This is a genomic window from Polaromonas eurypsychrophila, assembly GCF_014641715.1.
In the GTDB taxonomy this organism is placed as follows: Bacteria; Pseudomonadota; Gammaproteobacteria; order Burkholderiales; family Burkholderiaceae_C; genus Polaromonas; species Polaromonas eurypsychrophila.
Map to the genome: position 1 here is coordinate 1 of NZ_BMIG01000004.1, position 15,669 is coordinate 15,669.

General features: G+C 58.2%; 5 protein-coding genes. 2 read left to right on the forward strand and 3 right to left on the reverse strand.

Annotated elements, in window-relative coordinates; translation table 11 throughout:
- The first annotated feature begins 12 nt into the window (after positions 1 to 12).
- Positions 13 to 9,177: a beta strand repeat-containing protein gene (locus tag IEX16_RS06660; RefSeq protein ID WP_229676226.1), complete on the forward strand. Its 9,165-nt coding sequence runs from the start codon at positions 13 to 15 to the stop codon at positions 9,175 to 9,177.
- A gap of 236 nt (positions 9,178 to 9,413) precedes the next feature.
- Here the strand turns inward: IEX16_RS06660 and IEX16_RS06665 are convergent, their stop codons facing one another.
- Both IEX16_RS06665 and IEX16_RS06670 read right to left on the reverse strand, forming a co-directional pair.
- A complete protein-coding gene (locus IEX16_RS06665; RefSeq protein ID WP_229676227.1) occupies positions 9,414 to 11,303 on the reverse strand; it encodes a bifunctional diguanylate cyclase/phosphodiesterase in 1,890 nt (629 codons plus the stop codon).
- 65 nt (positions 11,304 to 11,368) lie between these two features.
- A complete protein-coding gene (locus tag IEX16_RS06670; protein WP_229676228.1) occupies positions 11,369 to 12,064 on the reverse strand; it encodes a transglutaminase-like cysteine peptidase in 696 nt (231 codons plus the stop codon).
- Positions 12,065 to 12,350: 286 nt separating this feature from the next.
- Here IEX16_RS06670 and IEX16_RS06675 point away from each other — a divergent pair, with 286 nt between their 5' ends.
- Positions 12,351 to 14,477, forward strand: a complete 2,127-nt coding sequence (locus IEX16_RS06675) for a TolC family outer membrane protein (protein ID WP_188707583.1) — start codon at positions 12,351 to 12,353, stop codon at positions 14,475 to 14,477.
- 84 nt (positions 14,478 to 14,561) lie between these two features.
- Here the strand turns inward: IEX16_RS06675 and IEX16_RS06680 are convergent, their stop codons facing one another.
- The gene (locus IEX16_RS06680) at positions 14,562 to 15,521 is read right to left on the reverse strand and encodes a response regulator (protein ID WP_188707584.1); all 960 of its coding nucleotides are present in this window, start codon (positions 15,519 to 15,521) and stop codon (positions 14,562 to 14,564) included.
- Positions 15,522 to 15,669: the final 148 nt, after the last annotated feature.

Sequence of the window (15,669 nt, forward strand, 5' to 3'; positions counted from 1 at the left end):
ACGGCCAACTTGGTGATCACGATCCAGGGAAGCAACGACGGGCCAGTGGCTGTAGCTGATACGGGCACTGTGAATGAAGACGTTACGCTGACCGTGAACGCCGCTAGTGGCGTGCTGACCAACGACACCGACGTGGATGCCACCGACACCAGGACGGTGACAACGATCACCGGCGGCACAGTGGGCAGCGCCGTAAATGGGACCTACGGCACCATCACGCTGAGTGCCGATGGCAGTTATTCGTATGTGGCCAATCGTCCGTCGGTGCAAGCGCTGGCAGCAGGGCAGACCGCTGTTGACACTTTTACCTATACCGTAAGCGACACAGCGGGTGCCACGAGCAGTACAACGCTGGCTATCACTGTGACCGGTGTCAATGACGCGCCGGTACTGACTGACACCGCAGTGGCCATGGCTGCTGTCAACGAGGATGCAGGCGCTCCAGTCGGTGCGGTGGGCACGCTGGTGTCCTCGTTGCTCGGTGGTTCAACAGACGCGGATGCCGGCGCTGCAAGCGGCATTGCTATCGCTGCAACCGACGCCACCAACGGCACCTGGTTTTATTCAACCAACGGCGGTACCAACTGGATTGCAGTTGGTGTTGTCAGCAATGCCAGCAGTCTTCTGCTGGCGTCCAATGCAAGCACGCGTGTGTACTTCCAGCCCAACGCCAATTACAACGGGTCCGTCGCCACGGGTCTCACCATTCGGGCATGGGATCAAACCACCGGTACGGCAGGTAGCAAGGTCGATACATCGGTTAATGGGACGACGACTGCGTTCTCAAGCGCTACCGATACGGTTGCCATCACCGTCAATGCGGTAAATGATGCACCGATCAACACGGTTCCGGTGGCCCAGACCAGCACCGAAGAAGCCAGCAAGGCCATCACCGGATTGAGTATTTCAGACGCCACCGACGGAAACAGTGGCTCCATGACGGTCACCTTGGCCATGACCAATGGCACGCTGACCGTCACAGGCGGGGGCGCGACCATTACCAACAGCGGAACCAGCAGCGTCACTCTGACGGGCACTGTCGCACAGATCAACGCGACCCTTGCATTCAATGTGACCTACGTGCCTACGCTCGACTTCCATGGCAATGCCACGCTCACCATGACCACCAACGACAACGGCAATGTCGGTGGTGGGGCGCTGACGGATGTTGACACGGTCACCATTTCAGTCTCGCCTGTTGTTGATATCGCCAACGATGCAGCGACGACGGTTGAAGACACGCCAGTCACCATCAGTGTCCTGGCAAATGACAGCTTTGAAAACGCTGGTCGAGCCATAACCGCGGTCAATGGCGTTGCAATCACGGCGGGCGGTGCTTCGATTGCAGTGGCCACTGGAACAGTGGCGCTCAACGCCGGCGGACAGCTGATTTTCACGCCGACGCTGAATTACGTCGGCGCTGCCTCGTTTACCTACACAGTGACTTCTGGCGGAGCCGATGAGACCGCAACTGTCAGTACAACCGTCACGGCGGTCAACGACGCGCCTGTCAATGTCTTTGGTTCCATCGCGGTTGTTGAAGATGTGCCGACCGCCATCACGGGCATCAGCGTCAGCGACGTAGACGTCGCGTCTGGCGCCATCACGGTGACCTTGAGCGTTCCGGTTGGTTCCTTCACCGCGGCCAGCGGCGTCGGCGTAACGATTTCCGGTTCCGGTAGCGCGACGCTGGTGTTGTCGGGTACTCAGGCCAACATCAACAGTTTCATTGCAGCTTCGGGAGTGATTTACACCACAGCAGGCAACGCCAACGGCACTGTGGTCCTGACCATGACCACCAATGACGGCGGAAACACAGGTACGGGCGGTGCCCTCAGCGATACGGACAACATCGTTATCAACATCACGCCGGTGAACGACTCACCTGTCAACACCGTACCGGTTGCGCAGACGACCAGCGAGGACACCAACAAGGCTATAACAGGTCTGGCGATCTCTGACGCTGCAGACGGCAATACCGGAACGATGACGGTAACTTTGACTGTTGCCAACGGCACGCTGCTGGTCAGCGGTGGGGGCGCAACCATCACCAACAGCGGTACCAACACGGTGACCCTGTCCGGTACCGTCACTCAGGTCAATGCAACGCTGGCGGCAAGCGTTATCTATGTTCCGAATGCCAACTTCAACGGCACGGATACCCTGACCATGACCACCAACGACAACGGAAACGTTGGCGGAGGTGCGTTGACCGATGTTGATACCGTGAGCATCAGCATAAGCGCAGTGAACGATGCGCCGGTGAATGCCGCCCCGGTCTCGATCGCAGTCACTGAAGATGTCGCCACCGCACTGACCGGTATCAGCGTCGCAGATGTTGATTCCGGGGTGACAAATATTTCCGTCACGCTCAGCGTGCCTGCGGGCACTCTGGTGGCCGCCGCAGGTGGCGGCGTCGGGGTTACAGGCTCCGGATCCGGCAGCCTGGTATTGACCGGCACACAAACGGCCATCAACGCCTTTATTGCGGCCAGCAGCGTCACTTACACCACAGCGGCCAATGCGAACGGTACTGTCACCCTGACGGTGACCACCAGTGACTTGGGTAATACCGGTACCGGCGGCACATTGACCGATGTGGACACGGTCACCCTGAACATCACCGCAGTCAACGATGCGCCGACCTTGAGTGCCACGGCATCCAATCCCATCTTTGCTGAAGGCGCCGGTTCCACGCAGGCCAACGCTGTTTCGGTATTCAGTGCTGCTACGGCCAATGCTAGAGACGTAGGTCAGTTGATCACTGGCCTTACATTCACAGTCAGTGGTTTGCTTGACGGTGCCAATGAACGAATCGTTATTGATGGAACTGCCATTACCCTTGGCGCAAATACATCAGGGACGACCTCGTCCAACGGTCTCGGCTACAGCATGACCATCGTTGCCGGCACGGCCACGGTTGTTTTGACCGGAGGTGCCCTGGCTGCGGCGACGGCGCAATCGCTGGTTACCGGTATTACTTACCAGAACACCAGCATCGACAACCCGTCCGACGGCAACAGGGTGTTTACGCTGACGCAGATTACCGATGACGGAGGAACTGCCAACGGCGGGGTGAATACGACGACCCTGTCTGTCGGTTCGACGATCAATGTCAACCCCGTGAACGATGCACCAACATTGGATCTCGATGGCAGCGCCACGGGTACGGGCTATGTCACTTCATACTTCAACAACAACAATGCGGCTTTGGACATAGCTGTCCGAATCACAGACACCGACGCCCTTGTTGTTGATCCCGACAGTTCCATCCAGGGCGCGGTGCTGACTCTCAATGGGCGGGCTGGCGACGTGTTGACGTTCACCAATAATGGAAATATTACTGGCAGCTGGGTCGGGGGGGCGACGCGTGTATTAACGGTTACTGGAACAGATACCGCAGCAAACTACCAGATCTTCCTCAATTCCGTGAGGTTTGCAACCACCGACAACACCATAAATCAGCGCACGCTTGATGTTGTGCTGACGGACACAACTAATTTAACCGCGACGGCGACGACTACCATCAATGTTTATAACTCTACAACACTGCCGGTAGCCATTGCAGCCACAGCAACCGGAGCCGAGGACGCCGTCGCAGGGATTCCGATAGCCTTGACCGCCAGCGATCCCGATGGAACCATTGGAGTCTTCAGGGTCACGTCGGCCATCAGCAATGGGACGCTGTTCACCGATGCCGACATGACGCAGGCTGTCGTTTTGAATCAAGACATCAACGTCACACCGCAAGCTACTGCGAGCCTGACGCTCTACTTCAAACCTGCGCCGAACTACAACGGCTCAGGCCAGATATTCACCTACTCGGCAACGGACAATAGCGCGAACGTTGCCAATTCCACCGCTACCGTTACGGTCAATGCAGTCAACGATGCACCGGTCAACGCTGTCACTGCGACATTTACTGGACCCGAAGATGCAAACCGGCTTGTCACCGGCCTGTCGATTTCCGACGTAGATGTTGGCGGCGTAAGTATCACGGTGACTCTTGCTGTGACCAACGGAACGCTGACGCTAACGGGAGGCACCGGGGGGACGGTCGGCGGAAGTGGCACGAATACTGTGACTATTACTGGAACAGTGACGCAGATTAACAGTCGGTTGGGCGCTACCCTGACCTATGTGCCGACTGCCGATTTCAATGGCGCTGCGGTACTCACCATGACAACCAATGACGGCGGCAACACCGGCTCCGGGGGCGCTCTGACCGATGTCGATATTGTGACTATCACCCTTGCCGCGGTTGCAGATATTACCAACGACACGGTCACCACAACCGAGGACACGGCAGTTGTCTTTAACGTGCTTATGGGTACCAACGGTGCGACAGCGGACAATTTTGAAAATGCCGGAAGGTTGGTGACAGCTGTCAGCCAGGGTGCCAACGGCACGGTCAGCTTCACTTCTGCAGGTGTTCTGACTTACACCCCGAACCTCAACTACAACGGCAGCGACAGCTTTACCTACACCGTTACCAGCGGGGGCGTGACAGAAACCGCTATGGTGACTGTCTCCTCCATCAGTGCGGTCAACGATGCGCCGGTCAATACCGTTCCGAGTTCGATTATTGTTACGGAAGATGTTGCATCTGTCATCACGGGCTTCAGCATCGCCGACCTGGACGCCGCCAGTAGCAATGTGAGTGTCACGCTTAGCGTCCCGGCAGGATTGTTTACGGCAACAACAGGTGGCGGGGTTATCGTGACCGGCTCCGGGACAGGCAGTCTTGTATTGTCTGGAACGCAAGCCAACATCAACAGCTTTATTGCTGCAAGTGCGGTCACCTACACAACCGCAGCCAATGCCAACGGCACCGTCACCATGACGGTCACCACAAGTGATGGAGGCAATACCGGCACCGGTGGCGCCCTGACCGATGTGGACACCGTGACATTGAACATCACCGCGGTCAACGACGCACCGGTACTTGACCTTGACGCCAGCGCCGGCGGAACCGGCTATGTGGCCGCCTACACTGAAAATGGCGTTGGCGTCCAGATCACCGACTCAGATCAGGTGTTGACGGATGACACGACCAATCTGGCCAGCGCCACCATCACCCTGACCAACTGGCAGGCTGGTGATGTGCTGGCGATCGGCTCGATTCCCGCAGGTATCAGCTACAGCTTGTCTGGACCGAACAACAATGTGCTGACACTTTCAGGTGCGGCTACAGTGGCAGACTACAAAGTGGCACTACGCGCCATCACCTACGCCAATACCTCGGACAACCCGAACACCACACCGCGCAGCATCACTGTGGTGGTGAACGACGGTCTGCTCAACAGCAATGTGGCGACCACCACCGTTAATGTGACCGCCGTGAATGACGCACCCGTGCTGGACCTGGACAGCAGCGCTGCGGGCACCGGTTTCTCGACCTACTTTGTGAGTAACGGCGTTTCGTCCACTGCCATCGCCATAGCCGACATTGACCGCGTCATCAGCGACGCGGACAGTGCCAACATGACAAGCGCCACCGTGACATTGACCAACTGGTACGCTGGCGACGTGTTGTCGGTGGGCAGCCTGCCCAGCGGTATCTCGGCGGTGATCTCCGGCGTCAACAGCAATATCGTGACCTTGTCGGGCTCTGCATCTGCGGCCGATTACCAGACCGCGCTCAGCGCCGTCCGGTTCAACAACCTTAATAGCGGGGCGAACGCGACGGCCAGGGCCTTCACCGTCACTGTCACGGACGGTGCGCTGGTCAGCAATACCGCCAATACAACGGTCACTGTAGCGACCTCGTCCAACCCGATTGCATCGGCTGCAAGTGCCACGGGTAACGAAGATACCTTGATGACCGTGACGCTTAATGCCGTGGACCCGAACGGCACCATCAACACCTTCACGGTAAGCAGCCTGCCTGCCAACGGAACGCTGTACACCGACGCAGGCATGACGCAGGCGGTGGCCATCAACACCCCTTACACCGCGACCGCGGGCAGCTTGTTGTTGTACTTCATGCCCAATGCCAACTGGGCGGGTACAACGGTGGCGAGTTCGAACATCACCACGTTCAACTTCTTTGCCACCGACAATTCCCTCGCGGCCAGCCCTGGCGCAGTGGCCACCCTGACCGTGACGCCGGTTGCCGATACACCGTCGCTGTCAGTGGGCAATTCGGTTGCACAGGTTTTCAACACCACCTGGGAATCTGTCGGCGCACTGACTGCGACTGCAAACGACACCAACAACGCCACCCATGCAAAAGGCAGCGCAGCCATCGAGGGCTGGACGTTGACCACGCCGGGTGTGGCTGATAGCGTCGCTGGGTCAGGTGGCACGCAGGTCAGCGAGTTCTATTTCAATGCCGACGGCGACAAGATTTATGACTCGAATGCAGCGACGTTCTACACGGCAGCGGGCATGCTGGGCAGTACCACCGGTGGAGATTCGCAGCGCGTTTTCCTGCATCTGGACAATGCCGCGAACGGTGTGTCGGCAATCAACCCGAACTACCAGACGCCTGCGATCACACGCACCATCAATGTGACCGACATCACCCAGGTGTACCAGTTGAGCCTGAATTACGCGCCAGACGCCGCACCAATTGCCAATACCGGCTTCCAGGTGCTGGTGGACGGGGTTGTGGTCGGCACTTACGCGGCGTCTGCTGCCAATTCAGCCCTGGTCTGGCAGGCTGTACGCACCGGCTTCAACTTTGCGACTATAGGCGACCACACCATCACGATTCGAACCACGTCTCCAGAAGGTGGCGAGGGCGTTGGCGGGTATTTTGACGACATCCGCCTGGTACAGGCTCAGGGCGCGATGCAGGACAATTACCTCAGCGCCAACTACGGCACTGTCACACGTATATCCCTGGACGGGAAAATCACGGCAGGCCTGGTCGATGCTGATGGCTCCGAAGCGTTAACACTTGTTATCACCAATATGCCGGGCGGGTCGCGGATTGTGTCTGGCGCAACCACCTACAGCCCCATCAACGGGCAGGTGACCATTCCCTACAGTGGCATTGACTGGCCCAATGCCTATCTGATGTTCCCCGAAGACTATTCGGGGCGCGTGGATCTGGGTGTGACAGTAAAGTCCACCGAAAGCCTGAACAGTGCGACCGCGACCAGTTCGCAGACGCTGACTTTCCACATCTTTCAGCCGGGCATGTCGGCCGGTGACCCGCCGTTGATGGCTGTGGTCAATAACACCACCATTGTGGAGGGCGACTACGCCATGTTCGACATCCGGCTCGGCGCGCAGACGGCCAATGATGTGACGGTTACCTTGCAAACCACCAACGGAACAGCTACCGGTGCCGACTATGGTGCGACCCTGCAGTACTCGATCAACGGCGGAACAACCTGGACCAACTACACCGGCAGCATGGTTGTATCGTCTGGTAAAACCAGTGTGCTGGTTCGTACCACAACGGCGCTGGACGGCAGCATCGAAGGCTCGGAGACATTTACCCTCACGGCCACAGTGTCTTCCGGTCCGGTGATCAACTCGGTCGCCGTCGGAACCGCCACCATCCTGGATATCGACAGTGCGCCTATTTTGCTTGTGCGTCCGGTGGGTCAATGGACATTCGACGAAGGCTTTGGCATTCCAGCGCTCAACGAGTACCGCAACATTGTGGGTACCTTGTCAGATACCAACACCACCAATGGCAATGCCACGCCGTCGTGGATTACCGGTCACGCCGGCACCTCTGGAACTGCTTTGCAATTTGATGGCAAGGGTTCGTCGCTGTCGGTCGATCCGGTCGAACTCAACCCGATCACCAATTCCGCCACAGTCACGTTCTGGATCAAAACGACGCAAAACGCTACCACTGACGCGGCGCAGTTCGGGGGCGGGGACATCGGGTGGAACCGCCCCAGCGTGTTCGGATCCGAGCAAGCTGGTGCGGTCAACGATGCGCAGTGGGGATGGCTGGACAATACCGGTCGTATTGGCATCAACGTCGGTGATACCGCAGGCGCCAAAAGCACGGCATCTGTGTCCGACGGCATCTGGCACTTTGTGGCGATCACGCGTGATTCCGCCACAGGTGCCACCCAGGTGTGGGTTGACGGCGTCGGCGGTACGGTCGTGACTGCGCCGGGTTTGCAGGGCACCATCACCAACGTGTTCGGCATCGGATTTACCAACGGCGTCAACACTGACTTCTCGCGCAACATCACCAATGACAAATACCTCAACGCGGGTATTGATGACTTGCGGATTTACAGCAATGTTCTGAGCACCGAACAGGTTCGTTCCATCTGGGAAACCGAAATCAACCACCACGATGTCGGTATAGCCAATGACGGCAGTACCTTCCAGTTTGATGTCACCGCACGCGCTTTTGATACGCTGTCGGTGTCCGGCCTGCAGACCGGCTGGGTCATCCGTGACGGGGCCGGCCAAAGCGTCACGATTACCACCGGCGTCACACAATCGGTGGATATCTCGACATGGAACTTCGACAACCCGCTCACGGTGACCGGTGTCACAGCTGCTCAATCAGCCCTGATTGACATCACCGCCACCAAAGGGGTTCATCAGGTTGACCAGCTCCTGAGCCTGGTGAGCATCAGCAATGCCTACGAAGGAACTGCCGGCGCCAACACCCCCACGTTGACCGCCAATTCGGACTTTGCGTTTGGCAATGACGGTATTGACACGTTGACCGGCGGGGCGGGAGACGACCGGCTTCACGGAGGCGCTGGCAATGACATCCTCAGCGGCGGAACGGGCCGCGACCTGATTGTGGGCGGGCAGGGCGCCGATAACATGACCGGCGGTACCGGGGCCGACATCTTTGCCTGGGAGCTCAACGACGGCGGAACAGTGGGTGTGCCGGTTACCGACACGATTACCGACTTTAGCCTGGCGACTCGCGCAAATGGCGGCGACGTTCTGGACTTGCGTGACCTTCTGGTCGGTGAGACAGCCGGCTCCCTGTTGGGACAGGACAATCTGGCGAACTTCCTGCACTTCGAAAAATCGGGTGCCGACACGATTGTCTATATCAGTACCACGGGCGGCTTCTCGGCAGACCCGCACACCGTAGGCACCCCATCCGGGGTGGTGACCGGTGCAGAAAACCAGCGGATTGTGCTTTCCGGCGTGGACATGATTGGTGCCTTCACCACCGACCAGCAGGTGATTCAGGACTTGCTGACCAGAGGCAAGCTCAATACAGATTGATCGGGCTGTGGGCAACACACTGGAACGCGCAGGCGCTTGGTGCCTGCGCGGGCTTGTCGTAGATGGTCGTCGATAAGCGGGACACCACGATTGTGTGGTTATTTCCGCCTGTAGCCTTTTCTGCCTGTGTGACAGTTGCTATTTTTCTTATAGCGAAGTGAGCTGTTTGCCAGCTTCGCCCAGCGGTTTGGTGGACCGCCCGTCTCAATCAGCGGCGCGATGTGGTTGGCTGCCGATCAAGCCGCATCTTTGACGGCCGGTCCGGCCACGCCGTCAAACCCGGCAGCGTCCAGCGCGGCGAGTTCTGCGCGGTCAATCAGTCCTTCTGCCAGTACCTGCATCCCCATTTTGTGAGCCGCCAATGCCAGGCTTTTCAGGAATATCTGGTTGTCTGCGCTGTATTGCAGCCCCCTGACGAAGCTGGAGTCCACTTTCAGGAAGTCCAGCCCTAAATCGTGCACGGCATCCGCCTGGTTGAAGTGGCGGCCGAAATGTTTCAGCCCCGCATGACTGCCGGCCTGGCGAACGCTGACGCCGAACGCCCGGAAACTGTCGATGTGCTTGACTGCTGCGGATTCAGCTACTTCCAGCCACAGGCGACCGGCCAGGCCTGGGCTTTTGCAGATCTGATCCAGCAGTTTGACGTAGTGCTGTTCAGCGCTGATGGAGAGCGCTGAAAGGCTGATGGACAAGCCGGGCAGATGGGGTTCGCTCGCCAGCTTTTCCTGCGCCAATCGGATGGCTTGCAGATCCATCCATGGCGTCAACTGACTGGCCTCGGCGGCCTGCATGAGATGCCTGGCCGGCTCCCAGTCTGTAGCGCTGCCCAGCATCAATTCCATCGTGCACTCGCGATGCAGCAGCTTGCCCTGCATATCTGTCACGGGCAGCGAGAGCAGCCGGGCGCGGTTTTGCTCCAGCGCAAGTTTGATAAGCGGTGCAGTTTCCGGTCCGCCCTGGGCCGCAGCTTCCGGGCTGGCTTCCCGAACCGCGTTGGCGCCTTGCGCTTCTGCAGCAATCAAGGCAGAGGAGACTTGAGCCATCAGGCTTGGCATATCCTGCCCGCGCGTCAATTTTCCCAAGCCGATGTAGGCCGCAGGGTCGCCCGCCGTCAGTGGCGCACTTATTTCTATCAGCGAGGCCAGCAATTTTTTGGCGACTTCGCGTGCATTGACCTGCGCCGGAAGAAGCAACGCGAAGTCGGAGTCCCCGATACGTGCCGCTACCGCTTGGCTCTGCAGCGCCTGATGCTGGAGGGTTTCCCCAACTGTCTTCAGCAGGCCATCCACAACGCTCGAGCCCAGTCGTTTGCTGAGCGCGGAAAATCTGGCAATACGCATAAGAAGCAGCGTACCGCCCTCGGCCTCTTCGCTGTCGAGCGAGTCCAGCAGTTGAACCAGGAAAAAGGTGCGGTTGGCCAGGCCGGTCAGCGTGTCGTAGTTGGCAGCCAGACGCAGAACTTCCAGGCGCTGGGCTTCTTCTGCAAACATGTTCTTGAGTCGCGTGACGGTGCCATTCATCGCCATGGCCAGCTGCCGGAGCTCGGGCACATTGGGCACGTCTATCAGTACAAACCGACGGTCGCTGATGGCATTGGCCTGATTGATCACACGCTGTAGTGGTTCACGCAAGCGGCCGAGAACAGTGGCCGCCAGCACTCCGCCTACCAGCCCGGCGAGGGCCAGTGCCGCCACCAGCTGCAGAACACTTTTCCATAAGGCTTCATAAGCAAACCGGCTGTTGCTGATCAGGGTCAACGTGCCCAACTGATTCCAGCCGCTGCTGATGCGGGCCTGGCCTGGACTGGCATACAACGGCAAGAGCTGTGTGAACCAGTCGGGCACAGATTGCGCCCGGCCAGGCGTCACCTTTTCCACGATGGTTTGACCAAGAGGGTCAACAACCCGTATCAGCTCGTAGTGCCCGCTGTCAAACAAAGCCGAAACTGTCAGCTCGATCATCACCGAATCGGCATTTTGCTGGCTCAACGCCAATGCCAAAGCGGTTGCATTGTCTGTATTTTTGGCATTGAGCTGCTCTGACAGATAACTCCGCGCATTCAGCGTGGAAGCCAGCAAGCCACCCATCAGTGCCAGCAAGGTACTGAGAATGATTGCAAGCCACATTTGGCGATACATTGACATGGAAAATTCCCCTCGGAACAGTTCTTTATAGCGTTTTCTGGATGGACTCAGTCAAAACCTTCGGCACGCGCCCGATTCAGCAATTCCTGCCATCGCGACAGCGTGCCTGGCCCTCCTGCGCCTCGCGCGCCTGATGCTCCCTGCCAAAGTCCCTGGCTGTTGAAGCTAAAAACAGGCAAAAGATCCGGTCGACGTGAAGCAGGTCGTAGATCGTTGATCAGGTTGTCGAGAATCAGGGGTTCGGCATCCGGAACGGGATAAAAGGCCAGAACCATGTGCGCCTGGGTAATGCTGCTGTTGATACCGCCAATCCGCGCCTGCACATAGACCAGCCGCAACTTTTCGTCTGGAATGCCAAGCAGCAGAAGGGTGAAATACTTGACGATGGCAAAGTCCTCACAATCGCCAGCCCCGCGACCCAGGGTCTCCATCGGGGTTGCCCAGTAGTCGCTTTTTTTCCATACCGTCAGGTCCTCATCAAACTTGATACGGCGGTTGAAAAAATCGTTGACGAGCTTGAGTTTTGCTGGCGCTGGCTGCTCTGCACCTTGCTTCAACAGCGTTTGCCAATCGACGAACGCCCCCGCCGCAGGCGCACCGAAGCGCTGGACAAGGACGTGTTGCATCCGGTCAAAGTCAAGGGCAGCGACCTTGAGTGACCCAATGATGAGCAGCAATACCAGCAGTACTGCTCTGTGGAAATTCTTGAAGTGTGTCGTTTTTGCCCCAACAGCGAAATTCACCTGGATATTAATTGCACTTCCAGAAAGCCTGCGTTAGTATGAAAATATCTATATAAAACAGTAACTAACCGTGTTTTGTTAACCTAATTTCGAATAATTATTGATCTTCGATCTACCGGGTTAACAAGGCATTGACTTGGGTCGGAGCGGTTGCTTACCGCAGGAAAGAGTGAAAGCAAGCAATGCAAGAAAAGCCAGTAAATTGCCCTACGTCGCTAATTCCGGTTACTCCTGGCCGGGCGAAATCTTCTTTTTTCGCCAGTGTAACGGCGAAGCGGTTGCTTGCATGAGCAGGGCCCAGTGCATCGTTCAACCTGACATGGTCGTGGGCAACGCGTTGCGCGCATGCCGTCCTGGCAATGACCGCTTCAAGGGGGTGGCCGCTTTTGTATGGGCCGGCATGGCGGCTGGTGCATTGGCGCTGGGTTGGCCTGGCATTGCACGCGCGCAGAACGAAAAACCGCTGACGCTCAAGGAGGCGGCGCAAAAAGCAGTTTTGAACAACCCCGAAGTGCTGGCACGCTGGCACACGCTCAAGGCGGCTGACAATGAGCGCGATGTGGGCGCAGGTGCCTTGCTGCCCCGAATCGATCTTCTTGCTGGCGCCGGTGCTGAGCGGCGGACTGATTCCACAGTGCGTTCGCGCTACGACAGGACCTCTTCGTCGCTGACCATCACCCAAGTGTTATACGACGGTTTTGCCACGCGTAATGAACTCAAGCGGCTGGACCATGCCCGTCTGGTCCGCCTGTTCGAGTTTTTTGACACCTCTGAAAGTGTGGCGCTGGAGGCAGGGCGTGCTTTCTACGATGTCTTGCGTTTTCGGGATCTGGTGGGGCTGGCGGAGGAAAATTTTGTCCAGCATCGCTCCGTATTCGAGCAGACGGAGCGCAGGGTCAAGGCCAAGATAGCGCGTGCAGTCGATCTGGAGCAGATTGGTGCGCGTCTGGCCCTGGCCGAGTCCAATCTTTTGACCGAAACCGCCAATTTGCACGATGCGTCGGTGCGCTTCCAGCGTATCGTCGGGCAAGTGCCACCCGCCGAATTGCCTTTACCTGCGCAGTTGACGCTGAATATTCCGGTTGACGCGACCAATGCCGTGCGGGAGGCGCAACGGCGCAACGGCGCTTTGCGCGCGTCGATTGAAAACGTGCGCGCCTCGGATGCTGCACTGGCTTCCCGCCAGGGCGTTTATCAGCCGCGCTTTGACCTGCGACTGCGTCGTGACCGGGGTAGCAACCTCAGTGGTATTCCAGGAACTTCGGAGACCAGCGTGGCGGAAGTGGTGATGAGCTGGAATCTCTTCAATGGCTTTAGCGACCGTGCCCGCGAGCGGCAGTTTGCCGAGCAGCTCAATATCGCGAGAGATCTGCGCGACAAGACCTGCCGCGACATCCGGCAGACCTTGTTGATCGCCTACAACGATGTTCGTAAGCTCACCGAGCAACTGATTTACATCAGTCAGAACAAAGTGTCCGTCGAGAAGGCGAGAAACGCCTACCGGCAGCAATTTGACATCGGGCAGCGGACTTTGCTGGACTTGCTCGATACCGAAAACGAGTTGTATCAAGCCAGGCGCGCCGAGGCGAGTGCCGAGCAGGATCTTAATATTGCTTACGTCAGAACCCATGCCGGGCTTGGCACACTGCTGAGTGCTCTGGAGCTGTCCAAGATAGAAACGGGCCCGGTTCCTGGACTGGAGCAGTGGGACCAGGGCGAGGACGCCGCGCAGAGTTGCCCTCCCGAGCCTGTGACCGTCTATGTGGTGGACAAGGCTGCCCTGCTTGGACGGGCCGCAGACCTGCAAAAACAGACGGCCTTGCTCAATGCGCGAGAGCGTGCCATGCAAGAGGTGTTGGCCCCCAATCCGCCCGACGCATCGGGTGCAAGGCCTGCTGGCGCTGCTACCTCGGCGACACCCGCTGCTCCGGCTTCAATGCAGGCGACGCCAAGGGCTCCAGCCGGCAGAGGGGCACCGCTGGTGACGCCAGCGCCTCTTGGAGCCGTACCGCCCCCGCCCCCGCCCGCTCCAGTTTCGTCATCGAACGACGCCAATTACAGCGAGATCAGGCAGGCGCTGCAAAACTGGCGTGCCGCATGGATCAAACGCGATGTGGACACCTACCTCGAGTTTTATGCGCCCAACTTCGTGCCTTCGACGGGTGATGGCCGGGAAGCCTGGAAAGAAAAACGCAAAGCGGCTTTGAACCGTGCGGCCGATATTTCCCTGGAGATTGCCGACTTGACCGTGACGCTGTCGGATGCCACGAACGCAACCATGGTTTTCAAGCAGACGTATGGCGCAACCAATTACCGGGATATTGTCACTAAAACTTTGCAATGGATGAAACTGGGTGAGCGCTGGCTGATTGTTCGGGAGAGCTCGGCCGCTCCCTTGGCGGCGGGGCAATAGGCACGCCTTGGTGTCTGAATAAGGGCACCACCGCGTGGTGCATAAAATCGTGATCTGGTCGCTGACCCGACCCCCGATACAGGCTCAGCGCAAAGTATTGCTGGCGGCCACCCGGTCGAGTTCGTCAAACACCTTGTCAAAATCCACCGGTTTGGTCCAGTAGCCGGTAAAACCGGCTTGCTCGGCAAGTATTTTGTGTTCGGGCAGGGTATCGGCCGAACACATGAAAGCCGGCGTTTCTTCAAGCCCGGCTATCGCACGCATGCGCTTGAGCAGATCAATGCCGTGGGTGTCCGGCAGGCGACCGTCCAGGACCAGCACATCGGGCTGCCAGGTGCTGGCGACCTCAAAGCCCTGGGCGCCGTTTTGAGCCATGCGCATCTCGACATCGTCGCGGGTTCGCATCACGTCATCGAACAGCATCAGGTTGTACATATTGTCCTCAACGTACAGCACGCGCATTTTTCGCTGGGTACCGTCTGCGGCTACTGTGGCCGGCGCCAGGAAATCGGGGTGGGTATCGGTGAAGTCGCTGGATTGTTCCCAGTAGACGTCTGTGGACACCTTGTCCAGAACCCGGCACAGCCGGGCAGACTGGATCAGCGCGTTTTCCACGCGCTTGCGCTCGGTGACGTTCAGGCTCAGTTCGACAAACACAAGTGGCCGTCCCTGGCTGTCGACTTCGGAAAACAACAGTGAGTGAATTTCCAGCAATTCACCATCGGGACGGATGACACGGTAGTCGAGCTCTATGGCGCCTGGGCTCATGCGCAGTTGCTCCCGCGCCCTGATCAACAACCCAAGGTCATCCGGATAAACCAGACCCATGGCGAAGTCCAAAGTGACCGGTGCACCGATGGGACTGACGCCAAACATCTGGTATGCACGGGTGTTCCAGTTCAACTCCTGTTTTGCCAGGTTGAACACGGACTGGGCCACCCCGGTGGAGGTCAGTAGCTGCTGCTGCATCCGGCGCTGGGCTTCTGCAAACCCGAATTCGGGCTCAGGCGCGATCTGTCTGAAGCCAGGTACCGGCTCACTCATGGAAATTTCCTGTGAAGGGGGTGGGCGCAAGGGGCGATTGGAATGAGGTCACGGCAATCTCCAGATGGTCTGGGCCGATGGCTTTCCGGATGATTGCCGGGGCCAGTGCTCAGGGAAATTTTATGGAATTTTCCGGTTGCGGAAACTA